Below are 24,877 nucleotides of genomic sequence, written 5' to 3' on the forward strand. Positions count from 1 at the left end.
CGCGAGAGTCAGATGCACCTCAAGCTCGACACCTCAGGCGGCATCGACGATGGCGATGTCGCGCGCGATCTCGGACAGGATAGTGCCGACATCGTTGTGCTGTCTGCGGCGGACAGCGATCTCGCCGCATTTGGCATCGCCTATGCAGGGATGCCGGACGGCTTTCCCACGGTGCGGCTGACCAATCTGTTGGCGTTGGGTCATCCTGCGTCGGTGGATGCCTTTGTCGAGCGTACGCTGAGCGAGGCAAGAATCGTTGTGCTGCGCATGCTGGGGGGCGAAAGCTACTGGCCGCACGGCGTTGAAAGCGTGCGGAGCGACGCATTGCGTCGAGGTTCGCTGTTCGCCTGTATTCCCGGCGAGATGGATTGGAATGCGTCGCTGGCCGCACGCGGGACACTTGATCGCGATAGCACGTACGCGCTATGGCGTTATTGCACCGAAGGCGGCGTCGAAAATGCCCAACTCGCGCTTCGCTTTGCTGCGCACCTGATCGGCAGAGGTGAAGCGCCGCCGCAGGCGCGGCCGATGCCTCCAGCGGGGTTCTGGTGCTTTGAACCGCCAAGTTCCGATCGCCCCAATGCAATCGTCGTGTTCTATCGCGCGCTAGTGGCGGGTGGCGATACCGCCGGCATCGACATGTTGCGCCAGTCGCTCAATGCGCGCGGGCTCAATTCGGTCTGCCTGTTCGTGACCAGCCTGAAAGACGGACGGTCAGGAGCGTTCTTGCAGACGGCGCTGGCCGCCTATCCGCCTGACATCATCATCAATGCGACGGCGTTTGCGACGGCGACCGCGAACGACGATACCGGCGTGCTGGCTGCATCAGGTTGCCCGATCCTGCAGGTGGCGCAGGCCGGTATATCCCGGGCCGGGTGGGAAGCTTCGACGCGGGGCCTGCCGCCACGGGATCTCGCCATGAATGTCGTGTTGCCCGAAGTCGATGGCCGCATCTTCGCGAACGTCATCGCTTTCAAGGAATGCGTTGAGAGCGTAGGCGAGTTTACGCCAACAGCGTTTCGCCCGCTTCAGGACCGGGTCGATGCAACGGCCGATCTGGCGCTGGCCTGGGTGCGGCTGCGCCGTAAAGCGCCGGCCGAACGCCGGGTAGCGCTGATCCTTGCCAACTATCCGAACCGCGATGGCCGGCTGGCCAACGGCGTCGGCCTGGATACGCCGCAAAGCCTGATCGACGTTCTCGATGCCTTGGGAAGGGCAGGGTACAATACCGCGGAAGCGCCTGTCGACGCGGATGCTATGATGCAACTGCTGCAGCAGGGGCCTACCAATGCGCTCGAGCAGCGCGCCACGCGCGCAAACGGCGTGACATGGTTGCTGGCGGACTATTACGCGGCTTTGGCGGCGTTGCCGGACACTGTAAGGCGCGCAGTTGAAGGGCGATGGGGTAGCGCCGAACAGGATCCGCATGTCGTCGATGGTGCGTTTCGCCTTGGCCTGCATCGCTTTGGCAACGTGATAGTCGGCGTTCAGCCGGCGCGCGGTTACAATATCGATTCGAAAAGCAGCTATCACGATCCGGATCTGACGCCGCCGCATCACTATCTCGTATTCTATTTGTGGATCAGGCGGGTATTCGACGCGCACGCGGTCGTTCATCTCGGCAAGCATGGCAATCTCGAATGGCTTCCGGGCAAGAGCACTGGTCTGTCGCAGGATTGCCTGCCGGAAGCCGTGCTGGGTCGGTTGCCGCATCTCTATCCGTTCATCGTCAACGACCCCGGAGAAGGTATCCAGGCCAAGCGCCGTGCCGGCGCCGTGATCGTCGATCACCTGACGCCGCCCATGACGCGTGCCGAGTTGCACGATGATCTGGCGCGGCTGGAGACGCTGGTCGATGAATTCGCGCTTGCCGCCGATCTCGATCCCAAGCGTGCCAATTCAATTGCGGAGGACATCCTGTCGCTGGCACGGGCCCAACGGTTGGATGCCGACGTAAATGTCACCCGGGACACCCCGACGGCGGAGGCGCTGCGTGCGCTCGATGCGCATTTGTGCGACCTCAAGGAGATGCAGATCCGCGACGGCCTGCATGTGTTCGGTCGCGCGCCTTCCGGGCCGCAACGTGACGACCTCCTGGTATCGATTGCCCGGCTGCCGCGCTCGGATCTGAAAATGCAGGATGCCTCGCTGCATCGCGCACTGGCGAGCGATCTCGGCCTCGGCGATTTCGATCCGCTGACACGCAATCTGGCCGATGAATATGCCGGCGCGCGCCCGAATGAACTCGCCGGGCTTGGGAATGGTCCATGGCGCACGGTTGGCGACACGGTGGAGCGCATCGAAGCGCTGGCGCTGGCCCTGGTCGCCGGCAAGCGCGACATCGATCCCGCATGGACGGCTACGCGTGCGGTGTTGGACTGGATCGACATTGCCTTGCGCCCGGCCATTGACCGCTCCGGGGATGCCGAGATGGAGGCACTCCTTGCTGGGCTCGATGGCCGTTTCATTCGCCCCGGTCCTGCCGGCGCTCCGACGCGTGGGCGGCCCGATGTGCTGCCGACCGGTCGAAATTTCTTTGCTGTCGATGTTCGTGCGGTGCCGACGCCGTCGGCATGGCGCATCGGCCGGCTTTCCGCCGAGCGGCTGGTTGAATCCTATTGGCAGGAAGCCGGCGAGTGGCCGCGTTCGATCGCATTATCGGCCTGGGGTACCTCGAATATGCGCACCGGCGGCGATGACGTCGCCCAGGCGCTGGCGCTGATTGGCGCGCGCCCGCTGTGGGAGGAGATCTCCGGCCGGGTGACCGGTTTTGCGATCACGCCGCTGTCCGAGCTGAAGCGTCCGCGCGTCGATGTCACCTTTCGTGTATCGGGCCTGTTCCGGGACGCGTTTCCGACGCAGATGGACCTCATAGGGTCGGCCATCCGGGCGATTTCTCGGTTGGACGAGCCGGCCGAGGCAAATCCAATTGCCGCGAATGTTCGCGCAAAGAAGCTCGCGCTCGAAGCCGCCGGCCTCGACGGTGCCGCCGCTGAGCGGCAAGCGAGCTACCGCGTCTTCGGCTCAAAGCCCGGCGCATACGGCGCAGGATTGCAGGCGCTGATGGACGAGGGCGGTTGGGACGCGCGATCCGACATCGCCAACGTCTATCTCTCCTGGGGCGGCTACGCCTACGGCGGTGGGACCGAGGGAGAAGCTGCGCGCGACGATTTCGCGGACCAGCTCAAGGACACCGACCTCATCGCGCAAGCGCAAGACAACCGCGAACACGATATTCTCGACTCCGACGACTATTACCAGTTCATGGGAGGCCTCGCGGCCACCGTGCAGACCCTGCGCGGCACCGCGCCGCGCATCGCCCATATCGATACGTCTCGGCCCGAGGCGCCGCTGGCGCGGCCGTTGTCCCATGAAATCTCCCGCGTGGTGCGTGGCCGCGCCGCAAACCCGAAGTGGATTCGCGGTGTGATGCGCCACGGCTACAAGGGCGCTTTCGAAATCGCCGCTACCGTGGACTACCTGTTTGGCTTCGCCGCCTCGACCAATGCCGTCGCCAATCATCATTTTGATCAATTGTTCGCGGCCTACCTCGAGGACGAGGGCGTCCGCGAATTCATGCGCGTATCCAATCCCGCAGCCTTGCATGAAACGGCCGCGTGCTTTGCCGAGGCGATCCGCCGCGGGTTGTGGACGCCACGTTCCAATCGCGCCGGCGATCTGATCGCCGAACTTCTGCCGAACCAGCAACGGGAAATCGCATGAACGACCCTTTAAATGTGCAGAACGATCATGACGCTGAAAACGCGCGCCACAAGGAGAAGGCGCAAAAGCACAAGGCAGCGCGCGACAAGATCATGGCGACCAAAACCGGCGAAAAGGGCTTGCTGATCGTCCATACCGGCGCAGGAAAGGGAAAAACCTCGGCGGCGCTGGGCATGGTCTTTCGCCATATCGGCTACGGCTTTCCCGTGGGTATCGTACAGTTCACCAAATCGCCGGGGTGGAACACCGGCGAAGCGCAGCTTCTGAGGACGTTCCCGGATCTGGTGACGCTCCACATCATGGGAGAGGGCTTCACCTGGCTCACACAGGATCGCGAGCGGGACATCGCGGCCGCCACTGCCGGCTGGGAGCGTGCCAAGGAGATGATCCGTGACGACCGCCATCGCCTGGTGCTGCTGGACGAGCTCAACATTGTGCTGCGCTATGACTATCTCGATCTCGAATCGGTCCTGAAATTCCTCCGCGACGAGAAGCCGGCGGACAAGCACGTCGTCATCACCGGCCGCAACGCCAAGCCGGCGCTGATCGAGATGGCCGACCTCGTCACCGAAATGACGCTGGTCAAGCATCCATTTCGCGCCGGGATCAAAGGCCAGAAAGGCATCGAGTTCTGATGAACACGCGTACGCCAGCGTTGATGATCCAGGCAACCGGCTCCAATGCCGGAAAGTCGACGATCGTGGCGGGTCTGGCGCGGGCGCTGGTACGGCGTGGCTTGAAGGTGGCGCCGTTCAAGCCGCAGAACATGTCAAACAATGCCGCTGTTACGGTGGATGGTGGCGAGATCGGGCGGGCCCAGGCGGTGCAGGCCCGCGCCGCGCGGATGCCGCCGAGCGTGCATATGAACCCTGTGCTTCTGAAACCGGAGACCGATACCGGTGCCCAGATCATCGTTCAGGGCAAACGCTGGGGTACCCTTCGCGCGAAGAGCTTTCTCGATAAAAGGACGGCGCTGTTGCCGGCGGTGCTGGAGAGCTTTTCGTTGCTCGCCGATCACGCCGACCTTGTTCTGGTGGAAGGCGCCGGCAGCCCTGCGGAGATCAACCTTCGCCCCGGCGACATCGCCAATATGGGGTTTGCGTCAGCAGCCAACGTTCCGGTGGCACTCGTCGGCGATATCGATCGTGGTGGCGTGATCGCGAGCCTCGCCGGCACGCATCTTGTGCTCGAGCCTGACGAGCGGGCGCGCGTCCGCGGTTTCATCATCAACAAGTTTCGCGGCGATGTAAGTCTGTTCGATCAGGGTCGCGTCGCGGTGACGCGCCTGACCGGCTGGCCGTCCCTTGGTGTCGTGCCATGGTTGCCGCAGGCGGCCTGGCTGCCCGCCGAGGACGCGGTCGACCTCGACCGTATCAACGCATCGTCGTCCACGCGCGTTATCGCGGTGCCGGTACTCGCCAGAATTGCGAATTTTGACGACCTTGATCCCCTGGGCATGGAGCCCGACGTGAAGCTGATCTTCGTCCGGCCGGGCGAAGCGATTCCTGGAAATGCCGACGTGATCATCCTGCCCGGCAGCAAGTCAACGATCGGCGACCTCGCGTTTCTGCGCGCGCAGGGGTGGGACATCGACATCAAGGCTCATGTCCGTCGCGGCGCTCGCGTGCTTGGTCTGTGCGGCGGCTATCAGATGCTCGGCAAGACCATCGCCGACCCCCAAGGCGTCGACGGCGCGCCCGGCATTGTCGAGGGCCTTGGTTTGCTCGATATCGCAACCGTGATGAGTGCCGACAAATCGACCACGCTGGTCCGGGGTACCCATTGCACCACAGGTGCTGATGTCGAGGGGTACGAAATCCATCTCGGCCGCAGCGAAGGACGTGACTGCGAGCGGCCGCTGATCATGATCGACGGCCGGCCGGATGGCGCGATATCCGCTGATAGGCGCGTGGAGGGTACCTATGTCCACGGCCTGTTCACGGGGGACACTTTTCGCAAGAAGTGGCTGGCTGATCTGGGGATCGCGTCAAGTCTCGCCTATGAGGCGCAGATCGAAGCGGCTCTTGACGCGCTGGCCGATCATCTGGAAATGCATTTGGACATCGATCAGATCTTGAAGATTGCCCATAGCCGTCAGAGCAGCAGCGCGAGCGTGGCATAGATCGCCGCCTGCAGCAGGCAGGCTGCGACGAACAAATCCAGCGCGCGCCTGATATCATCGGGCGTGGCCGCCTCGCGCGCACCGGCGTTGAGAAAGGGGTCGTTGACGAGACCTTCGGCGTAGCGGCGCGGCCCGGCGAGCGCGATCCCGAGCGCGCCAGCCATCGCGCTTTCTGGCCACCCGGCATTCGGCGACCGGTGATAGGCCGCATCGCGGATCATCACCTGGAATGACGTTGCGGCCGATCCGTTCGCTACCGGGGCAACGATGGCGATCAACGGTCCGGACAACCTGGCCGGAACGAGATTGACGAGATCGTCGAGCCGCGCCGCGGCCCAGCCGAACCACCGATAGCGCTCCGAGCGGTGACCGATCATCGAATCCGCAGTGTTGATGGCCTTGTAGGCGAGGAGCCCGGGCAGCCCCAACAGCGCCAGCCAGAATACCGGTGCGACGATGCCGTCCGAAAAATTCTCCGCGGCCGATTCAATCGCCGCGCGGCTTACTGCGGCTTCATCGAGTTGATTGGGATCTCGTCCCACGATCATCGAAACCGCGATGCGGGCGCCGGCGAGCCCGTCGGATGTGAAAGCCAAGCGTACCCGGCTGACGTGTTGGTAGAGGCTGCGCTGCGCGATGAAGATCGATGCGACGAGCGCAAGTATCACGTTTCCGCCCGTGACGTAACGCGTCATCTCGGTGAGAAAAAAGCCGGCAATCCCGGCAATCGCGACCAGCACTGCGATGGTGGCAATGCCGGAAATCTTGCGCAGCGACGGCGGCCAGGCGTCGCGATTGAACAGACGGTCCAGCATGGCGATCAGGGCCCCGAACCACGTTACCGGATGCGGCAACCGCCGCCAAAGCCAATCGGGATCGCCGATCAAGGCATCGAACGCCAGGGCTGCGATGACCACGAAGAGCGTGTCACCCCAGATCAGCATCAGCGGGTCACGCGCTCAAGCTCGGAGGCGAGGCGTTCCAGCGCATCAATCAATGTAAGCCCGCCGCAAACGGTCAGCTTTTCCGGGATCACGATCCGTTTCGTCGCGGGATAGAACCGATCGAGCGCGGGATGGAGCAGAAACGCCCCACCTTCGTCCTGGACAAAATCGCTGTTGCTGGAAACCAGGAGAAAGTCCGGCTTCAAGCTGACGATGGCCTCCAGCGAGGCGAGGCCTCCCGTTCTGTTGCCCAGCTCGCCCGCGGCGTTATTCAAGCCGACGGTCCTGAGCAGTGAGCTTGTCAAGCTATCGCTGCCGGCGACCCAGCCGCGTCTCGACACCGCCAGCACCCGGTAGGATTTGCGCGATGCGACCTCCCGGACATGAGCGACCGCCGCATCGAGCTTGCTGATCTCGCGCGCCGCCCGATCCGGATGTTGCACCAGCTCTCCCATTTGGCGGATATGCTTCTTCACATCGTCAAGGGAGCGGGCAACGTCGAATTCGACGACGCGAAAGCCCTTCTCCTTCAGCAGTTCGCGTGTGGCGCGCTTGGTGAAGCGGCCGGACACCACGACATCTGGATCTAAAACCAGCACATCCTCGGCTCCGCCCGACAATGGAGTAAATTGCGCGGCCTTGGCGGCATCCCAGGAGCGAACGGGATCGCGCGCATAGGGGCTGAGACCGAGAATTTGCGCAGGATCGGCAAGCGCCACCAGCAATTGATCGGTACAGAGGTTAATCGACGCGATGCGCGGAAGTTCGGCGGCAGCAGCTTTATTTTGCGAGCCGATTGCCATAAACATCGTCACCGCGAGGAGCACGTTGCAAATCGTTGCGCGCGTCGATTGAGGCATTGGCATTTGTTGTCGATAGTACATGGAGGCGATCTCACGGAGGCGATAGCGCGCCATGGCGGCACGCCGCAGCAATGGCTCGATCTGTCGACGGGGATCAACCCGTGGCCATGGCCGATACCATCTGACCTGCCCCCCGCTGTTTGGCAACGCTTGCCCTCGCGGGTCGACCAGGACCAACTCATCGCGGTCGCCCGCACAGCCTATCGGGTGCCCGGCGGGGTCGAGATCACAAGCGCCCCGGGAACGCAGGCGCTGATCCAATGGATGCCAAGGCTGGCTGCCCCTGGACCGGTCGCGATCATGGGACCGACCTATGGCGAGCATGCGTTGACGTGGCAGCTGGCAGGACACGAGGTCGTCGCATGGCATGATCCCGGCAAGCTGCCTGAAGGCGTGCGCCACGCCGTCATCGTGAATCCGAACAATCCCGATGGACGTGTCGTCAGCCCCGACGCGATTGTCCGGCTCGCTGCCCAATTGGGCGATCGTGGAGGCTGGCTCGTTCTGGACGAGGCGTTTGCCGACGTCGAACCCACCGTCAGTGCCGTCGCAATGTGCGAAGGACTGCCGATTGTGATCCTGCGCTCGTTCGGCAAGTTCTACGGGCTTGCCGGATTGCGGCTCGGCTTCGCCGTTGGCTCGCCCAACATCGTGCAGCGCATCGTCGCCGCACTGGGGCCGTGGTGTTGCTCCGGTCCGGCCTTGCATATCGGGGCCCTTGTGCTGGCGGATCGACAATGGGCCGACGGCGCGCGCGACAGGTTGAAGCGCCAGGCGAACAAGCTCGATGATGTCCTGGCGAGGGCCGGTTTCGAAGTCGTGGGCGGTACGTCGCTGTTCCGTCTGGCGCGTCATCGGGATGCTCTGAAATGGCATGCTACGTTGGCTCGGCAACATATCTGGTGCCGCTGCTTTGAGCGGCATGAGGATCTGCTTCGATTTGGCCTGCCGCCCGATGAAGCTGGTCTCCATCGCCTGTCCGCTGCCTTCGCCAGGGGCGAGTAGCCAATTCATCGCTCAACACCGGTCCATGGCACGATCACGTGTTCGCGCCGATAGCCGGCACGATATGCCGTCACCTTGAACACATCGGCCATGACGGCTTCGGATAACGCCTGCTGCGGTGTGCCCTGCGCGACGAGGCGGCCGTTCGACAGTACAAGAATGGTGTCGGCGAACCGGGCGGCAAGCGCGAGATCGTGGGTGACCACGATCACCAGAACGCCGCGGTCGGCCGTGCTACGAAGATTCTTCATCGCGTCGATCTGATAACGAGGATCGAGGGAAGCCGTTGGCTCATCCGCCAGCAGGACCGGCGCCTCGCCCGCCAGCACCCTGGCGAGCGCGACACGGCTACGTTCGCCTCCCGAGAGCTCGGTAACGCGACGCGCTGCGAGCGCCATGATTTCGGTCGCCTGCATCGCGCGAGTTATGGCAATTTCGTCATCCGATGAAAGGCGTGCCGGATCGGTCGCACCACGTGGGTAACGTCCGAGCGCGACGATGTCTCTTACCTGCAGCGGCCAATGCACTACATGTCCCTGCGGAAGATAACCAAAACGCTTGGCGCGTTCGCGCAACGGCAGCGACGACAACAGGTCGCCGCCGACCTCGACGGTACCCGTCGACCGCACCAATCCAGCGAGCGCCCGCAGCAGCGTGGTCTTGCCGGCGCCGTTCGGACCAACCAGTGCCACGAGGTGCCGGCTTGAAAATGACAGCGAGACGTCCTCCAGCACGGCACGGCCGGACAGGGTCACGCCAAGGTTGTCAACCCTGAGAAGTGCGCCGTTCATGCAACCCCTCCAGCTAATGCCCGGCGCTCACGCACGATCAGATAGAGAAAGAATGGTACGCCGATGACAGAGGTGAGGACGCCGACCTTGATATCGGTGTTCGAGGGAATGATCCGCACGGCAATGTCGGCCGCGGTCAGGAGCGCCGCGCCGGTCAGTGCGCTCGGCAGCAGCAATCGCGCCGGGTCGTAGCCGACCACCGGCCGCATCAAGTGCGGCGCGACAAGGCCGATGAAGCCGATAGTACCGGAAACGGCGACCGCTCCGCCGATTCCCAGCGCGACGCCGGTGATGACCAGGAGCCGCACCCGTGTCACATCGATGCCAAGGCTCTGCGCGGTCTCCTCTCCAAGGCTGAGTGCGCGAAAGGCGCTGCGTTGACTCCACAGCAAGATGGCGCCAGCCACAATAAACGGCATGGCCAGCATAACGTGGCGAAAACTGCGATCCTCCAGGGAGCCAAGCAGCCAGAACGCAATTTCCAGGCTGGCGAACGGGTTAGGTGACAGGTTCATTGTCAAAGCGGTTGCCGCTCCCGCGAGGCTGGAGATCGCTAGCCCCGCCAAAATCAGCAGCAGCAATCCGGCGTTACGGCCGGCGATGCTGAGCAGGACGAACACCGACACAAACGCCATGGCAATGCCGGCCACCGGCAGCGCATAGGAACGGACGTCCGCCCATCCCAGCGCGATCATCAGAACCGCACCGAAAGCTGCCGATTGTGGTGCGCCGAATAGCGATGGCGAAGCCAATGGATTGCGCAACAGGCCTTGCAGGGCTGTGCCGGACAATCCAAGCACAGCGCCGATCGCCGATGCGAGGATGGCACGTGGCAGGCGAATTTCCCGAATGATCGTCTGGTGCGCGTCGCTGCCTCCGCCGAACAAGGCATTGACGACCGTGGCCGGCGAAAGCCTGACAGGTCCCGTTCCAAGCGAAACCAGCGCCAGCAGCACGACCAGTACGACAAGACCGACCGTGGTGGCGTATGCCGGCTTCGTTGCAGATTGACTCACCATGTCGCGTTAACCCCGGCATAGACTGCAGGACCCGTGGTGCCGAAGTTGAACACCTCCTGATAATGCTCGTTCAGGATATTTTCGCCCCGCGCGAAAACCTTCCAGACGGAATCGATCTTGTATTCGGTATAGAGATCGACCCGGGTATAGGGATCGAGCAGATTGGTTTCGTTGGCGCCGCTGTAGCGTTTGGAGACAGTGAGCACGCGCGGCTCAATGAGCCATTTGTCAGTGGGCGTAATGGCCAGTGCGAGCCGGGCCACATCGGAAGGACGGCGTTGCAAGGTAAGATTGGTCCTGAGATCGACAGCATGCAAATGGGTGTAGGCGGCCTTCAGCTTCAGATACCCTGGCAGGAGAACTAGATCCGACCCGAATTCGATGCCGGAGGTCTCCGCGCGGGTGACGTTGACATAGTGCCCGAGGGGATTGGCGGCATCGATCGAAAATTCGATCAGATTGGAAAATTTGTTGGCGAACGCCGTGACCGACAGTGTCAGTCTCCCGTTGAAAAGGGTTTGGTCTATTCCGGCGTCATATCCGAAGCTCTGCTCGGGACTGAGCGAACTATTGCCGTAAGTTGGCGCGTAGAGCTGATAGAGGGTGGGGGCCTTGGCGCCGGTGCCGGCGCTGGTACGCAGCTTGGTGCCGGTTTCGACAATCGTGTAGGCCGCGGTCGCGCGCCAGGTCTCGAACCGGGCAACGTCGACGACATCGTCGATCCGTCCACCAAGGCTGATGTTCAGCCGCTCGCCGATCGGCAATTGCCACAGCGCAAACACCGAATTGATATCTTGCGTTCCCTTGAGCTGGGGCGTCTGCGGCCCCGGAATCGGGAGCAGCTTGGTAGCATAGGTGTTTGCGGTTTCGTGTTGTGTTCTGGAGCCAAAAATAAGCGATCCTAGCGGCCCCATTTTCAGGTTGCCCTGGTATTCGGCGCCGACACTGTTGCCGACGTAATCGGAAATGGTCGATGTCGTGTTCTGCGGCAGTTTGTTGATCTTGTAGCTTACCTCGTTGAAGGAGCGGTCGATGTGGGTCTCGAACACGTTGAAGCTATGGTTCAGGACTCCGTCGAGCGTATCGAAAGAGGCGCGTCCCCAAACCTGCTGGAGCAGACGCGTGGCGCTTGAAGGCGTGTCGGGAAATGCGCCGGTCGCCGCATCATATGCCGATCGCGTGAACGAGGAGAGAACTCCGGATTCCAGCCGCACACCTTCTCCGGCGTCGTAGCCGATGCGCGCCGAGCCGCCGACGCGATCAAATCCGTCGCGCTCGAGCGGGCCATACTTGGCCTCAAGTGCCGGAATGCGATAACCAAAACGCGAGAAGCCGTTGCTGTGTTGTCCGCCTGCGGCAACAGCGTATGACCACGGACCAGCGGAGCCTGTCACCGATCCGCTGGTGGCGGCAGTGCCATAGCTTCCGCCCTCGGCGCGGACGTTGAATTGGGCGGGGCCGCCGCCCTTCCTGGTGATGATGTTGACGACACCGCCGATCGCGTCCGAGCCGTAGAGCGCACTTTGCGGCCCCTTCAACACCTCGATTCGCTCGATCGAGCTCGGCATGAGCATCGCGAAATCGAAGTCGCCGCTGGCGGCGGTTGGATCGTTGACACGAATGCCATCGATCATCACCAGGGTCTGACCGGTGTTGGCGCCGCGCAACCGGATGCTCGTCGTCGCGCCGGGGCCGCCGCTTTCGGTGATGTCGAGGCCCGGAACGGTTCGCAAAGCATCGACCAGGGACCCCGGATTGGTAGTTGCAATCGTCTCCTTGTTGACGACGCTAACGGCGCTTCCTGTACGGCTGAGCGGCTCCGGCGTTCGGTCCGGTGTGATCACCAATTCGGACGGTTGCGGTGGCGAGGAATCGGGCCTTGCCGGCACAGCCTGCCTCGTGCGCGCTGCGTTGTCCGTTCGGCGAACGGGCTTGGCGGGCTTGGCCGACGGCTTGGGTTCGACCACGACCTCTGGAAGTTTCTGCGGACCCGACTGGGCGATCGCCTCTTCAGGAAGGCCAAACAGGCCAAATAACGCGGCGAAGCCCGCGGCAAACCTACAGAATCCCATGACCACCTTTCCTTCGACCCACCGTCGAACGAGTTGAGCTTGGTCATCGGCCGGTCTCCTGGCTCGCGGTCGTCTCCCGGTCCGCCTTCCCAAACCAATGCAGGTTCAGTGGCTATGTTGGACTGAGAATGGCCGCTTACAGTTGCGGGGGCAGCTGCGGCATTGGGGGTGTTTCCCCGCACCGCATTCCCGTTTCACCTTCTACGAAGGCACCGATGACGGATGGAACGAAGCACAGAGCGACATCCGACGCAACCATTGGCGTCGACCCGCTTACGACGAGGCTCCGGACGATCGTGCGGAGAACCTATGAAAAAAAACACCGGTGAGGCAACCAAGCAACGCCCAGAACAGCAGGCTCGTAATGGTCACGGAGACCACGAACTGATGCGAGAGCGCATCGGGAACGTCGCTATGCGCGCCGGCATGCTGTGGCGCGCCAACCAGGTGTGGAGAGACGACCAGGCAAAATCCCAGCACGGTGGCCCAGACGGCGCGATGCAGAAAAATGAGACCCATGCCGAGGGCAGTTGCCAGTGCGGTCATGGTCCACCAAAGCTGACGTGCCCCCAGGGCGGCGACCGGTGCGCCCGGGAGCTCGGGCGGCAATCCAAGCCCCGGCGCGGCGGTGAAGACCACAAAGCCGCTTAGGCCCCACAACAGTGCTTCGTGCCGGTCTACGCCGCCGCGCATGGCATAGAAGCCGGCCAGCAAGAGCGAAAATCCAATTGCCGTGAGAATATTGGCGGCAGCCGTCAGGCCGTTGCGCTGCAATCCTTCGGCTGGTTTCCAAGCGGTGGCCTCATGTTCGTGAGAGGCGTGATTATGGGGCGCATGCCCCTTGGTGGATTCGCCCGTCGGCTTGACACCGGCTTCCGGCGCCTGGTGTTCGTAGGTTTCGGCTTTGAGGATCAGCGGGACGGTGCTGAAGTATTGCAGGACAGTGACCGCGGCACCGCCGATCAGTCCGCTCAAGACCGCGGAAAAGACAATCGAACGAAAAATCGACATCGCAAATCAGTGGCAGGGAAACGCATTCGAATGACGGACGTCGTGCGCGGCGTTGTGGACGGCATCGATATGGGAGAAACCGACGAACCCCACGATGAAGAGACCGAGAGCCATGGCGAGAGCTGCCTGGTAGACCACGCTCAGGTCATGACTGGCGATCGGCAAACTGGCAGCGGTACGAGTCTGTTGCATGACGGTTCTCCAAGGAAGCAGGCATTTCTAGCGGAAACGAATGTCTTTCGCGACCCCTAATTGCCCATTTGTTCGATTACGTCCCGGCTGGTGAGGTGAAAATTGACCCCGCGCGCAATTTCTCTTCGAGCAATTTTGGCCGCCGCCGCGGCACGGAAGGCGCGCTCCTGGTTGCGAAAAAAGGCCAGGCAATCATCAGGCTCCGGAAAAAACTGCAGTAGCGTTCGAAAGGCAAGCCGATGCACCATGCAGAAGCCGCGATGGTTGTCCGGCTCGAACGCCAAAGCGTCGATATCATCCCGCCAGCAAACTGGATTGTCGCTTTGATGCAACGGTAACTCCGGAGTTCAGCCCAGCGGAGCGGATTCGCTTTAGCCGCGCAGGTAGCGCCAGCCGATAACGACGCCGCTCACCGAGACGATAGCGCCCAGAATCGACAGCAGCCACACCACAATGTCCCAAGCCGGGCGGTACATCAGGAACAGTTGAAAGTCGAAACTGTGCAGCGCGTTGAACAACCAGCGATATGTGCGTCGGCTGCTGTCCACGCGGCCGATGATATCGCCGGTGACCGGGCTGATGTGAAACCACGTCTTTGCGTCATCATCAAACACCGCACGCAACACCGGCAGTTCGCGGTCATGATGATGTGCATACCAGTAAGTGTCGTATTCCTTGAGGGTCAATCGCTCCGTGATGTGAGCGTGCGGCGGCAGTTTTGCTGCGGCAGTCCAGAGGCGATCCTGCGAAAGCTTTGCAAATTCGCCCGATGTCACATCCAGTGGCGTCTGCGTGCCATCACGTGATGCAACGATGATCATCGGGCTGCCATCGAGCCAGACGAAACGCGCTTCAGTCGCGCCGAATTGCAGCGTTGGCAGCTTCGCCGCAATGGTCGGTATGTCATGGCCGGCATAGCGTTGCAGAACTTCGCGCGTTGTGTTGCGCCCGGAAAAATACTCGCCGGGATTGAGCGAAAGCCAGCCGGAGAACATCCAGGTCAGCACGAAGATGCCGGCAATCAGGCCGGTGATGTGGTGCCATGCCATCCAGCCGCGATACGGTGTGATCCTGTCGCTGGCATAGCGCTGCCTCAGCCGCACGCGCAGGATGCCGATCAAGATGCCGGTTACGCCGACGATCATGCAGATGCCAGAGATCCACAGCACCACCAGCCGCCACAGCGGGCCGTCCTTGCGCAGCACGGTCGGATAGATCCAGTGCGGGATCGAGCCGAGCCAGTTCCAGACGCGCTCGGTGCGGCTGGTGTCGAGCGCGATCTGGCCGGAGCGCGAGGAGACATAGAGCTTGGTACTGGCATCGTCGCCGAGCGCAATCAGATAAAGCGGTCGCAGCGGATCGTAACGGGCAGTCACGCTCCATTGGTCGCGATCAACGATCTCTTCGAGCTGCGGTGTTTTGCTCGCGGGGTGGTATTGCGCGATCGCCAACGCCTGTCCTTCGGAGAGGTTGGTGATGGCGCGGCCATTGGCGGCAGAGATCACCTGCCGCGTGCCGTCCCAGGCAGTCATGCGATATACGGGCTCGTCGGCCAGCATCGAAAGCCGGAGATCGCGCGGATAGCGGGTGGCGCCAGCCTGCTTCATTGCGTCGTCCGGTGACAACGCCACCTTCTCCCATCGGATATCAGGAAGCGCTGCCAGCCTTTCCTTGTCGGAAAGGCCGGGAAACGCGACATACATCATCACCACGCCGGAAATGAACCACATGGCGAAGAACAGGCAGGTGATGATGCCGATCCAGCGGTGGCCGATATACAGCCACCGCCGGAGCGTGCGTTTCAGGGCGCGTGACACGCTCAGAACTTCACGTTGACGGCGAGCTGGGCCGTGCGAGGCATTCCGAGCAGCCATTGAGTGGTGCCGCCCGACGTCGTGTAAATCTCATCGAAGAGATTGTAGACGCGAAACGACACGGTGGTATTGAGATCGGGCTTCCACTGCACACCGGCATTGACGATGTTGTAGGCCGGACGTGTGAGCGTGTTGGCATTGTCCGCAAAGGTCTTGCCGACGATCTGCACGCCCGCATTGGCCGACCAGTTCGGTGCAAAGGCCCATGTCGCCCAGATATTGGAGACGTTCTGCGGCACATTGACAGGCACGTTGCCGGCATAGTTCACGCTTCCGCCGCCGACCGCCTGCACGAAGTCGTCATACTTCGCGCGCAGGAAGGCTGTGTTGGCATCGATTCGCCAGCCATAGTCGAGCAAGAGGCCGACCGATGCTTCGACGCCACGCGATGATTGCTGGCCGACCTGAACGGTCAGCGACGGAATGTTGGGATCGCGTGCGAGCAGGCTGTTCTTCACGATCTCATAGCCGGCCAGAGTCCATTCGCCGCGGCCGCCCCGGAAAGATTGCTTGACGCCGACCTCGATCTGCTTGCCGGTTGCCAGGTCGAAATTCTTGTTTGCGGCGGACAGCGAGATGAGCCCGCCGACCGGATCGACCGCGGTGGAGTACTGGCCATAGAAAGCGAGATCCTTGACGGGCGTATAGACCGCACCCGCGCGCCAGGTCGTCGAGGAGAACGACTTTTCGAAGCTGTTGGCGGGCGAGACATAGTCGGTGCGTGTGATTGTCGGCTCATCCTGACGGATGCCGGCAATCAAGGATAGCTGCTCGGTCACCGACAGTCTGTTCTCGGCAAACAGCGCGTTTTGGTTGGTCACGCTGCCAAAGCCGGGAACCGTGGCGTTCGGGCTGTTGAATACGCCTGGAACGAAGTTGAATGGGTTGACGGATGACAAGCCGCCATAGGGCGAATTGTTGGTATGAGTAAAATTGATGCTGTTGACGTCGTAGCCTGCGACGAACTCATTGACCATGCCAAGCACATGTCCGCGGAATTTCGCATCCATGCGATTGCCGAACTGCTGCTGATCGTGAAAAATCTCGATGTAACTGCTTCGATTGATCAGGCCGGTGGCGGGATTATAGGCGTAGCTTTCGACGTCCTTCCAGTGTCGCTTGGAGCTCAAATAATAGAGCGTGTTCTGAATCGAGATTCCATCAGCGACCTGCCATTCGGTCTTCACCTGGTTCCAGCTATCCTGGTAGCGGATGTGGCTGTCGCTGACGTTGTAGTTCTTGAATCGTAGCTGTTCATCGAGCTTGCCGTTGATCAACGGCGTGCCGAAGTACCGCGATGGATTGCGGTCGCCGTAGTCCGTGGACAGCGTCCAGGTGACGTCTTCGTTCTGCCTGATCTGGGCCACGGCATGAAGGGCGACATTCGAGGTGTTGTCCCGATCGACCCAGCCGTCCGACAGATTGCCGGCGGCGGTGATCCGATACGCGACGTCCTTGCTGACCGGCCCGCCGCTATCCACGGCAATTCGCCGCGTCATGTTGCTGTCCAGCGAGACCTCGGCCTGGTTGCGAGGGACCCACAACGGCAGTTTCGAAACCACGTTGATGGCGCCGCCGACCGCGCCCGCGCCATACATCACCGACGCAGGGCCGCGCAGCACCTCGATGCGCTCGGTCGACCAGGTGTCGAACGGAAACGTCGCCGTGCCGGCACCGATATAAAGCTGGGTGCCGTCATACAACGTCATCACGGACCCGAGGCCGGTGAAGCCGCGGGTATTGAACGAGACGCCGCCATTGCCGGGTGCCGGGCTCGCCGTGAAGCCGGTGGCGTTTTGCGTCACCGCGTCGAGGATATTCTGCTGGCCGCGCTCGGCGATGGTTTCAGCCGAGATCACCTCCACGCTGGCGGGGGTCTGCAGCCGCGTCAGGCCGAGCCGGCTGCCAGCCGTGCTGGTGCCGGTGAGGTTGAGCGTCGGTGCGGCGAAGGCCGGACCTGTCGGCGTGGCGACCGGCGTAGCGCCGTGGACTGCCACGTTGCGTTGCTGGCGGAGACGCGCGGCGCGGCTAGCAGCGCCGCGTCGGACGCTGCGGGCATTCGGCGGCGTTGCCGACGGATGCACCACCACGGGGTCGAGCGTCTGGTTCGGCCTTCCGGATTGTGCCCAGCCATCAGCGGGAAGAAGCAGGCAGGAGAATGCAATCGAACTGAGAAACGCCCGGCGGTGCCGCGGCGCCAAGATCGTATGGGAATTCATCAATATGGCTCGCGATAACGTGGCACGTCACCGCGAACGCAGTTTGGCCGCTGCCTCGAGAAGAGAACGGCTCAACACCCACCAGGACACCCCGCCCAATGTGCTCGCGTGTGACCACGACTGACGGCAGGTCTCCTGGCTTGCGGGTCGTTGCCTATCGCCGCCTTCCCAGGCCCGCAGGCCCAGTGGCATTTGGCGAAGGCTCACCGCTTACAGTTGCGGGGGCAGCCACGGCGTTGGGGAGATCCCCGCACCGTATTCCCTTTTGATCTCCCGAAGGAGAACCGTCATGTTCACCATAATTTTAATTTGAAAGAGCTGTCAATCGCGCGCCTCCCCACGACTGCAACATCAGCGTGGCGCTTACTCTAAAAGAGAGCGGCTCAACGCCATCCCAAAGCGGGTGCGACGTGAGTGAGAATTGCTTCGATTACATGGGCGTTGTACTCGACCCCGAGTTGATTGGGGACGGTCAGGAGGAGGGTATCGGCTTCGGCAATCGCCTCGTCCGCTCTTAGTTGCTCGATCAGCGCATCCGGCTCGGCAGCGTAGCTGCGCCCGAAAATTGCCCGTGTCCTTTCGTCGATGAATCCGACCTGGTCTTCACCTTCGCCTCCGCTTCCGAAATACGCGCGATCGCGGTCGTTCACGAGTGCGATGATGCTGCGGCTGACCGAGATCCGCGGCTCTCGTGCATGGCCAGCCTCTTTCCAGGCAGCACGGTAGGCCCGAATCTGAGCGGCCTGCTGGATGTGGAAGGCTTCTCCGGTCTCGTCGCTCTTGAGCGTCGAACTCTGCAAATTCATGCCGAGCTTTGCCGCCCAAATTGCCGTGGCATTCGAACCGGCACCCCACCAGATCCGCTCGCGAAGGCTTTCGGAATACGGCTCGAGACGCAGCAGCCCGGGCGGGTTGGGAAACATGGGCCGGGGATTTGGTTGCGCGAAACCCCGGCCGCGCAAGAGGTCCAGGAAGACCTCTGCGTGGCGCCGCCCCATGTCGGCATCACTTTCGCCATCGGCCGGCTGAAAGCCGAAATACCGCCACCCATCGATCACCTGCTCAGGCGATCCTCTGCTGATGCCGAGCTGCAGACGTTGGCCGGAGATGAGATCGGCCGCACCGGCATCTTCCGCCATGTAGAGCGGGTTCTCATAGCGCATGTCGATCACGGCCGTGCCAATCTCGATTCGGCTGGTCTTCGCGCCGACGGCAGCCAACAAGGGGAAGGGGGAGGCGAGCTGGCGGGCGAAGTGGTGGACGCGGAAATAAGCGCCGTCCGCGCCCAACTGCTCGGCCGCAACGGCCAGGTCGATCGACTGCAGGAGCGTGTCGGCGGCTGAGCGTGTCTGGGATTGTGGAGAAGCGGTCCAATGACCAAAGGAGAGAAATCCGATCTTTTTCATAGGGGCAGTCCATCTTCACGAATAGCTTCAACCGCCTTGCAGGAGGCGATCCTTGATCCCGAGGCGCTACCCGCCATCGATAGCGAATGTCTTGCGGTCGCTTTAGGAAAACATCTGCAAGGAAACATCTGAATGTATGTTGCCTCGCTGATCATGTAATCATCGATGCTCAAGTCTGGTCTGTCTGTCTCGCCAAATATCAATAGCAAGAGCTGCCCATGTTCCTGACTGAACACGATCTGACCAAGCTGATGGCATGGCGCCGGGAACTTCACAGTAAACCCGAATTGTCGGGGCAGGAAGAAAAGACCGCGGCGGCCGTGCAGGCGCTGCTCCATGCAGCAGGCGCCGACAAGGTCGTTACAGGGCTTGGCGGTCATGGCGTACTCGGAATCTATCAGGGGGACGCGCCCGGCCCGACAATCATGCTTCGAGCGGAGCTGGATGGATTGCCGATACAGGAGACCTCGGGGCTGGCGCATCGGTCATTGGTGCCGGGCAAAGCGCATCTCTGCGGGCATGACGGACACATGACTATCCTGGCGGCGGTCGCGCGGGGCCTGGATCGACAGCGGCCGAAGCAGGACGGGCCATGCTGCTGTTCCAGCCGGCTGAAGAGAATGGCTCCGGTGCCGCGGCGGTCCTTGCCGATGCGAAGTTCGATGAGGTGCAGCCCGACTTTGTTTTCTCGTTGCACAATTTGCCGGGCCTTCCGCTCGGGCAAGTTTCAATTGCCGAAGGTCTCGTCAATTGTGCGTCGCGCGGAATGCAGATCGTTCTGACCGGGCGAACCGCGCATGCCTCCAGCCCCGAGTTCGGCGTTTCGCCGCAACGGGCCATTGCAACGCTATTGAACGAAATCACCGCGCTGGGACGAGGCGGCGATCTGGATCAAGCGTTTTCGATGGTGACGGTTACCCATGCAAGGCTGGGCGAGCCGGCATTCGGCATCTCGCCCGGTCAGGCCGAACTCTGGGTGACGCTGAGGACGCTGACCGATTCGACGATGGAGCTGATGCGTCAGCAGGCGGAAGATCTGGTGCAGCGCGTGGCGGCGAGCGAGGGGCTGCAAGTCAGAATCACCTATCGCGACGTTTTCAGTCACTGCCTGAACAATGCGGAGGCAGTTGTGCATCTAAAAGCCGCGCTCGATGCAGAAAACGTGCGACATTCCGCGCAAGGCCTTCCGATGCGGGGGTCCGAGGATTTTGGACGATTCAACGCGCGATCCAGGGCCGCGATGTTCTTCCTTGGCGCAGGAGAGCAGCATCCCAGCCTGCACGAGCCGAACTATGATTTTCCCGATGAGCTCATTGAAATTGGTGCGAGAGTCTTCATGCGGACCCTGCGCAACCTGTTGGATTGAAACGTTTGAACATATGCAAGGCCGCAGTGATGATGGTCATCCGTCGCGTTTGACGATCACGCAGCAAATTAGAACTGATAAAAATTAGAAAGATTCAAAGCATGATGGCGTGTGGAATCGTACGAACGAAATTCCTTCGTTGAAACGTGTGTCCGAAAAATCTTCGCGCAGGAATTTAGAACAATTAGAAAGTGCGGTGTTGCTCTATCGCCACTGATGCAATCCGCTGTGCGCACGCAGCATCACATTAGATAGCTTCTACTCGCTGTTTCCACTTCGGAAGTTAGAACGAGCGCGGACCTGCTTGTGGGCTTTTGGGGTGGAAGTATGACGTATGAAGTCGCTGCCAGAAATGTTGTGCGCGCTGTTTCGCTGGGAGCGGTAAGTTATCTCGCGCTTTCACTGGATGTTTCGAGCGGCGTTCCGAAAGCGTTTGCACAAGGCAATCTGCCGCCGGTGACGGTGGATGCTCCCTCACAGCAGCCAAGAGCGCGACAGGCGAATCGCAGGCCGCAAACTTCCAACACCCGTACGACACGCCGTGTCGCGGCACCGGCGCCCCGCCAGGTGGAGCCAGTTCCATATGTGGTGCCGTCGACCGGTGCGGTCGGTGCTCCGCCCGCGCCGTATGCGGGAGGACAGGTTGCCACCGGATCCCAACTCGGATTCCTCGGCAATCGCGGCGTCATGAACACGCCGTTCAACCAGGTGAGCTACACCGCGCAGCTCATGCAGAACCAGCAGGCGCGCACCGTGGCCGACGTTCTGTTCAACGATCCCTCAGTCCGTTCCAAGACCCCCGCCGGCAACGGCATCGACGGCCTCTATATCAGAGGTTTCTACTACGACAGCGGTGACTACGCCATGAACGGCCTCTATGGCATGGCGCCGGCCTATTCGACTTCGGCCAACTATCTGGAACGGGTCGAGGTTCTGAAGGGGCCGGGTGTCATGCTCGGTGGTATGCCGCCTGCCGGCGCCATCGGAGGCAGCCTGAACCTGGTGACGAAGATGGCTCCCGACTTCGATATCACGCAGCTCACCGGCATGTATATTTCTAAGTCCCAGTTCGGTTCGTTTATCGATGTGGCGCGCCGCTACGGCGAGCACAAGGAATTCGGAATCCGTTTCAACAGTGGCGGACGAGGCGGACAGACCCCGATTGACCGTCAGACCGACGAACTCGGCAACGCCGTGCTGAACATGGACTATCGCGGCGAGCGTGCACGTGTTTCCGTGGACCTAGGTTATCAGGCCGAGAATCTCAGTCCGCCGCAGCGGTTCCTGACGTTCACGACCAGTCCGCCCTTTCCACCCGCACAGGCCATTCAGGTACCGCCCGTCCCGAAGCCCGGCACCAATTACATGCCGGACTGGGCGAGCTGGAAGCCGAGAGATTCGTTCGCGATGGCGCGCGCCGAAGTCGATATGACCGACTGGCTCACGATGTATGCCGCGGGCGGCTATCACAGAAGCGAGAACAACTACCAATACGTTTCGCCGCGCATCACTAACGCCGGCGGGGTGGTGGGAAATTGGTCGAATCCTGCTCTAAAGGGGGTCGACATCCTTGACAATTATGCGAGCGAGATCGGCTTTCGCGCATCTGGTCACACCGGACCCGTCCACCATCTCTTTACCGTCAACTACTCGACCTTCGATCGCGACTATTCTTCGTTCGGCAGGTCAGGCGGGATCGTCAATTCGAACCTGTACAATCCGGTTCCGATCCCTTTGCCGAACTTCACTACCATCGTCCAGAATCTGCGAACCCAGACCAACATGAACAGCGTTGGCATCGCCGATACGATGTCGATGTTCGGCGACAGGCTGCAGTTCGTCGTCGGAGCCAGGCGGCAGGCGGTGGGTGTCGATAGCCAGAACTTATTGACCACACCGCCCGGCACTTCACACATCGACATTCCAGTCTGGAGCCCAGGCTACGCGGTCATTGTGAAGCCCGTCGAGAACGTTTCGCTTTATGCGAACTACATCGAGGGTCTCAAAATACCGGAAGTCGTCTCCGGAAGTACGACGTATTCGAACGTCGGAGAGATACTTCCTCCCGCCCAGACCAAGCAAATGGAAGCCGGCGCCAAGGTCGATATGGGCCGCATCACGTTCACAGGCAGCTATTTCGATATTACTGCTCCGAATGCAACCGCAGTTCCAGTGCCGGGACAGGCTCTGCCTGCGAGGAGACTTATCGGCGAGCAGCGCAACCGCGGCATCGAACTGTACACCTTCGGTGAGCTGGCGCCCTGGTTCCGGGTGCTCGGCGGCGTGACGTTCATCAACGGCGAAGTGGTCTCGCAGTCGTATACGTATCCAGGGTTTGGAGTGGTCAACTACAATGGAAAAACGCCGGTGGGCGTGTCGACGATCAATGCCAATTTCGGCGTTGAATGGGATACCCCCTTCGTGAACGGTCTCACCCTGACGGGTAGGGTCATCTACACCGGTGATAGTTACGCCGACGATGCGAACTTGCTGGTGCTTCCGGCGTGGACGCGAGTCGATCTCGGCGCGCGCTATACCTTCCTGTCTCCCTGGAACGGCAAGCCGATCGTTATTCGCGCTGCTGTCGAGAATGTTTTCAACGAGGCGTACTACAACTCCTATCGGACGGTCAGCAGTGCCGTTTCGCTTGGCGCCCCGCGAACCTATCTCATGTCGACGACGTTCAACTTCTGAACTCTGCGCCGCTACACATCGCTGCAATACGCGCCGCCGCGGATCTCGTCCGCGGCGGTTTTTCTTTGATCTGTATTGTCCGCAAAATTCGCTCATCGATATTGATGACAATGTGATGAAAGATTCTACGAGTGCCGAGTGTACGATTTTCGAATCTCGAAAATTGTTCCGATCTCCCGCACTAGCAGGCTGCTGAAAAAGCTGATTGCAGGAGCGATTTTCTTGATCGGCGCGAGGATGCGGCGACTTCCGAGGTCTGAACGACGCCGTAGGCGGTGTCTCGGAGGCGATTTTGCTTCATTTTCGATGCTCCAGACAGACTCATGCCGTCGTTGCCAGAATTTTCGGGATGCGAACGAGGTTGTAGGCGGTCGCGGTCAATACGAAGAACCACTCGACCAATCCTCGGCCGCGATGGCGTGTCTTGCGCAGCCCGCCAACGGTCTTGATCCAGCCGAACGGCTCCTCGATCCGCTTGCGCTTGATCGTGCTGATGCGATAGCCGGGATGACGGGTGGTGCGCGCATCGATCGCCGAGCGGCGATTGGCATTGTTCTGGGAGACATGCGGGGTGCAGCCGCGCTCACGACAGCCTGCGACGAAGTCGGCAGTGTCGTAGTTCTTGTCACCGCCCACCGTGCTGCCAGGCTTGGCATTATCCTCGATCATGTCGAGCGCGGTGGTCCGCTCCGCGGTGCCGTTGGCCTCGGTCAGTCGCGCATCGACGATCAGCCCGTTGCGGTTCTCCGTCATCAGATGACCCATGTGACAGAGCTTGGCCTCCTTGCCGGCGCCTTTGCGGAACAGCCTGGCATCCGGGTCAGTGTTCGAAGAATGCGTGTCATTCTTGCGCTTCTCGCCATGGAAGTCGCGCTCGGCGTTGCGCCCGCCACTGCCCTTGGCCGCCGGCGGTCTGCCATCGCCATCCTTCGGCACAAAACTCTTCATGCTGGCCCAGGCCTCGATCAACGTGCCGTCGACGGAGAAGTGCTCGCTGGACAGCAGCTTGCTCACTTGCGGAAGGTTGAGAACGCTCGCGAAAAACTTCGCCGCGATATCACCGTCGAGCAGGCGGTCCCTGTTCTTGCAGAACACGGTCGCGTCCCACACCGTATCGTCCGCAGACAGGCCGACGAACCAGCGAAATAGCAGGTTGTAGTCGAGTTGCTCCATCAGCTGCCGTTCCGAGCGCACCGTGTAGAACGCCTGCAGCAGCAGCGCTCGCAACAGCCGCTCCGGCGGGATCGACGGCCGTCCTTCGCGCGCATACAGTCGATCGAACGATCGCGACAAATCCTTCAGCGCCGCGTCAACAAGCTCCCGGATCGCTCGCAGCGGATGGTCCGTAGGGATCCGTGTCTCCAGCCGCACGTAGCTGAAAAGGCGTTCCGCATGCTCATCTTCGCCGCGCATCCCGATCCTCAGTCGAAAGGAATCAACCACATGCACAGAATCACACTCCGATCGCCTCGCAAAACGACTTTTTCAGCAGCCTGCTAGAATTGCAAGAAACTGTGTATCGTTTTGCAAATCAGTGGCTTGTCATGCGCAATGGCGCGCAAGCGCGGAGGTTGCA

General features: G+C 61.4%; 18 protein-coding genes, 1 pseudogene and 2 riboswitches. Of the genes and pseudogenes, 6 read left to right on the plus strand and 13 right to left on the minus strand.

Annotation, left to right across the window (positions count from 1 at the left end; all coding sequences use genetic code 11):
• Nucleotides 1-12 precede the first annotated feature (12 nt).
• From cobN to ACH79_RS24525, 3 genes are read left to right on the plus strand one after another with little or no spacing between them, the layout of a single operon-like run.
• Entirely contained in the window at nucleotides 13-3,723 is a 3,711-nt protein-coding gene (cobN, locus tag ACH79_RS24515) for a cobaltochelatase subunit CobN (RefSeq protein ID WP_161853308.1), read from the plus strand.
• Nucleotides 3,720-4,358 (plus strand): cob(I)yrinic acid a,c-diamide adenosyltransferase, encoded by a 639-nt coding sequence (cobO, locus tag ACH79_RS24520; RefSeq protein ID WP_161853309.1) that lies wholly within the window; start codon nucleotides 3,720-3,722, stop codon nucleotides 4,356-4,358. The genes cobN and cobO overlap by 4 nt, the downstream gene beginning before the upstream one ends.
• Nucleotides 4,358-5,845, plus strand: a complete 1,488-nt coding sequence (locus ACH79_RS24525; RefSeq protein WP_161853310.1) for a cobyric acid synthase — start codon at nucleotides 4,358-4,360, stop codon at nucleotides 5,843-5,845. Before cobO ends, ACH79_RS24525 begins: the two co-directional genes overlap by 1 nt.
• Here the strand turns inward: ACH79_RS24525 and cbiB are convergent.
• Together cbiB and ACH79_RS24535 are read right to left on the minus strand one after the other, a co-directional pair.
• Nucleotides 5,818-6,789, minus strand: coding sequence for an adenosylcobinamide-phosphate synthase CbiB (gene cbiB / locus ACH79_RS24530; RefSeq protein ID WP_161853311.1), 972 nt, complete (start codon nucleotides 6,787-6,789; stop codon nucleotides 5,818-5,820). The two genes, ACH79_RS24525 and cbiB, sit on opposite strands and share 28 nt — an antisense overlap.
• On the minus strand, nucleotides 6,789-7,706 hold the full coding sequence (locus ACH79_RS24535) for an ABC transporter substrate-binding protein (RefSeq protein WP_371419267.1): 918 nt from the start codon (nucleotides 7,704-7,706) through the stop codon (nucleotides 6,789-6,791). Before ACH79_RS24535 ends, cbiB begins: the two co-directional genes overlap by 1 nt.
• Between ACH79_RS24535 and cobD the strand changes: the two genes are divergently transcribed.
• Nucleotides 7,659-8,657 carry a threonine-phosphate decarboxylase CobD gene (cobD, locus tag ACH79_RS24540; RefSeq protein WP_371419268.1) on the plus strand — a complete coding sequence of 333 codons (999 nt, stop codon included), beginning with the start codon at nucleotides 7,659-7,661 and terminating at the stop codon, nucleotides 8,655-8,657. The two genes, ACH79_RS24535 and cobD, sit on opposite strands and share 48 nt — an antisense overlap.
• A gap of 5 nt (nucleotides 8,658-8,662) precedes the next feature.
• Here the strand turns inward: cobD and ACH79_RS24545 are convergent, their stop codons facing one another.
• From ACH79_RS24545 to ACH79_RS44130, 10 genes are all read right to left on the minus strand, one after another.
• Nucleotides 8,663-9,448, minus strand: coding sequence for an ABC transporter ATP-binding protein (locus ACH79_RS24545; protein WP_161853312.1), 786 nt, complete (start codon nucleotides 9,446-9,448; stop codon nucleotides 8,663-8,665).
• Entirely contained in the window at nucleotides 9,445-10,467 is a 1,023-nt protein-coding gene (locus ACH79_RS24550; protein ID WP_161853313.1) for an iron ABC transporter permease, read from the minus strand. Before ACH79_RS24550 ends, ACH79_RS24545 begins: the two co-directional genes overlap by 4 nt.
• Nucleotides 10,461-12,539, minus strand: a complete 2,079-nt coding sequence (locus ACH79_RS24555) for a TonB-dependent siderophore receptor (protein ID WP_161853314.1) — start codon at nucleotides 12,537-12,539, stop codon at nucleotides 10,461-10,463. The genes ACH79_RS24550 and ACH79_RS24555 overlap by 7 nt, the downstream gene beginning before the upstream one ends.
• A gap of 30 nt (nucleotides 12,540-12,569) precedes the next feature.
• Nucleotides 12,570-12,771: riboswitch (cobalamin riboswitch) on the minus strand.
• A 41-nt stretch (nucleotides 12,772-12,812) separates the two neighbouring features.
• Nucleotides 12,813-13,550 (minus strand): CbtA family protein, encoded by a 738-nt coding sequence (locus tag ACH79_RS24560; RefSeq protein ID WP_161853315.1) that lies wholly within the window; start codon nucleotides 13,548-13,550, stop codon nucleotides 12,813-12,815.
• Between the two features lie 6 nt (nucleotides 13,551-13,556).
• Nucleotides 13,557-13,742: a CbtB-domain containing protein gene (locus tag ACH79_RS24565; RefSeq protein ID WP_161853316.1), complete on the minus strand. Its 186-nt coding sequence runs from the start codon at nucleotides 13,740-13,742 to the stop codon at nucleotides 13,557-13,559.
• A 56-nt stretch (nucleotides 13,743-13,798) separates the two neighbouring features.
• Nucleotides 13,799-14,074, minus strand: a complete 276-nt coding sequence (locus ACH79_RS24570; RefSeq protein ID WP_161853317.1) for a hypothetical protein — start codon at nucleotides 14,072-14,074, stop codon at nucleotides 13,799-13,801.
• 39 nt (nucleotides 14,075-14,113) lie between these two features.
• The gene (locus ACH79_RS24575; RefSeq protein ID WP_161853318.1) at nucleotides 14,114-15,559 is read right to left on the minus strand and encodes a PepSY domain-containing protein; all 1,446 of its coding nucleotides are present in this window, start codon (nucleotides 15,557-15,559) and stop codon (nucleotides 14,114-14,116) included.
• Nucleotides 15,560-15,561: 2 nt separating this feature from the next.
• Nucleotides 15,562-17,835 (minus strand): TonB-dependent siderophore receptor, encoded by a 2,274-nt coding sequence (locus ACH79_RS24580; protein WP_161853319.1) that lies wholly within the window; start codon nucleotides 17,833-17,835, stop codon nucleotides 15,562-15,564.
• A 107-nt stretch (nucleotides 17,836-17,942) separates the two neighbouring features.
• Nucleotides 17,943-18,139, minus strand: a riboswitch (cobalamin riboswitch).
• A 79-nt stretch (nucleotides 18,140-18,218) separates the two neighbouring features.
• Nucleotides 18,219-19,241, minus strand: a complete 1,023-nt coding sequence (locus ACH79_RS24585; RefSeq protein ID WP_161853320.1) for an LLM class flavin-dependent oxidoreductase — start codon at nucleotides 19,239-19,241, stop codon at nucleotides 18,219-18,221.
• Nucleotides 19,238-19,621 carry a hypothetical protein gene (locus ACH79_RS44130; protein ID WP_246738788.1) on the minus strand — a complete coding sequence of 128 codons (384 nt, stop codon included), beginning with the start codon at nucleotides 19,619-19,621 and terminating at the stop codon, nucleotides 19,238-19,240. The genes ACH79_RS24585 and ACH79_RS44130 overlap by 4 nt, the downstream gene beginning before the upstream one ends.
• Between ACH79_RS44130 and ACH79_RS24590 the strand changes: the two are divergent.
• Both ACH79_RS24590 and ACH79_RS24595 read left to right on the plus strand, forming a co-directional pair.
• Nucleotides 19,529-20,607, plus strand: a pseudogene (locus tag ACH79_RS24590) (amidohydrolase). The gene ACH79_RS44130 and the pseudogene ACH79_RS24590 overlap by 93 nt on opposite strands.
• Before the next feature lie 327 nt (nucleotides 20,608-20,934).
• Nucleotides 20,935-23,301, plus strand: coding sequence for a TonB-dependent siderophore receptor (locus ACH79_RS24595; RefSeq protein ID WP_161853321.1), 2,367 nt, complete (start codon nucleotides 20,935-20,937; stop codon nucleotides 23,299-23,301).
• Nucleotides 23,302-23,622: 321 nt separating this feature from the next.
• Here ACH79_RS24595 and ACH79_RS24600 read toward each other — a convergent pair whose 3' ends face one another.
• A complete protein-coding gene (locus tag ACH79_RS24600; RefSeq protein ID WP_161853322.1) occupies nucleotides 23,623-24,714 on the minus strand; it encodes an IS5 family transposase in 1,092 nt (363 codons plus the stop codon).
• Nucleotides 24,715-24,877 lie beyond the last annotated feature (163 nt).

The organism is Bradyrhizobium sp. CCBAU 051011 (assembly GCF_009930815.1).
Classification (GTDB): Bacteria; Pseudomonadota; Alphaproteobacteria; order Rhizobiales; family Xanthobacteraceae; genus Bradyrhizobium.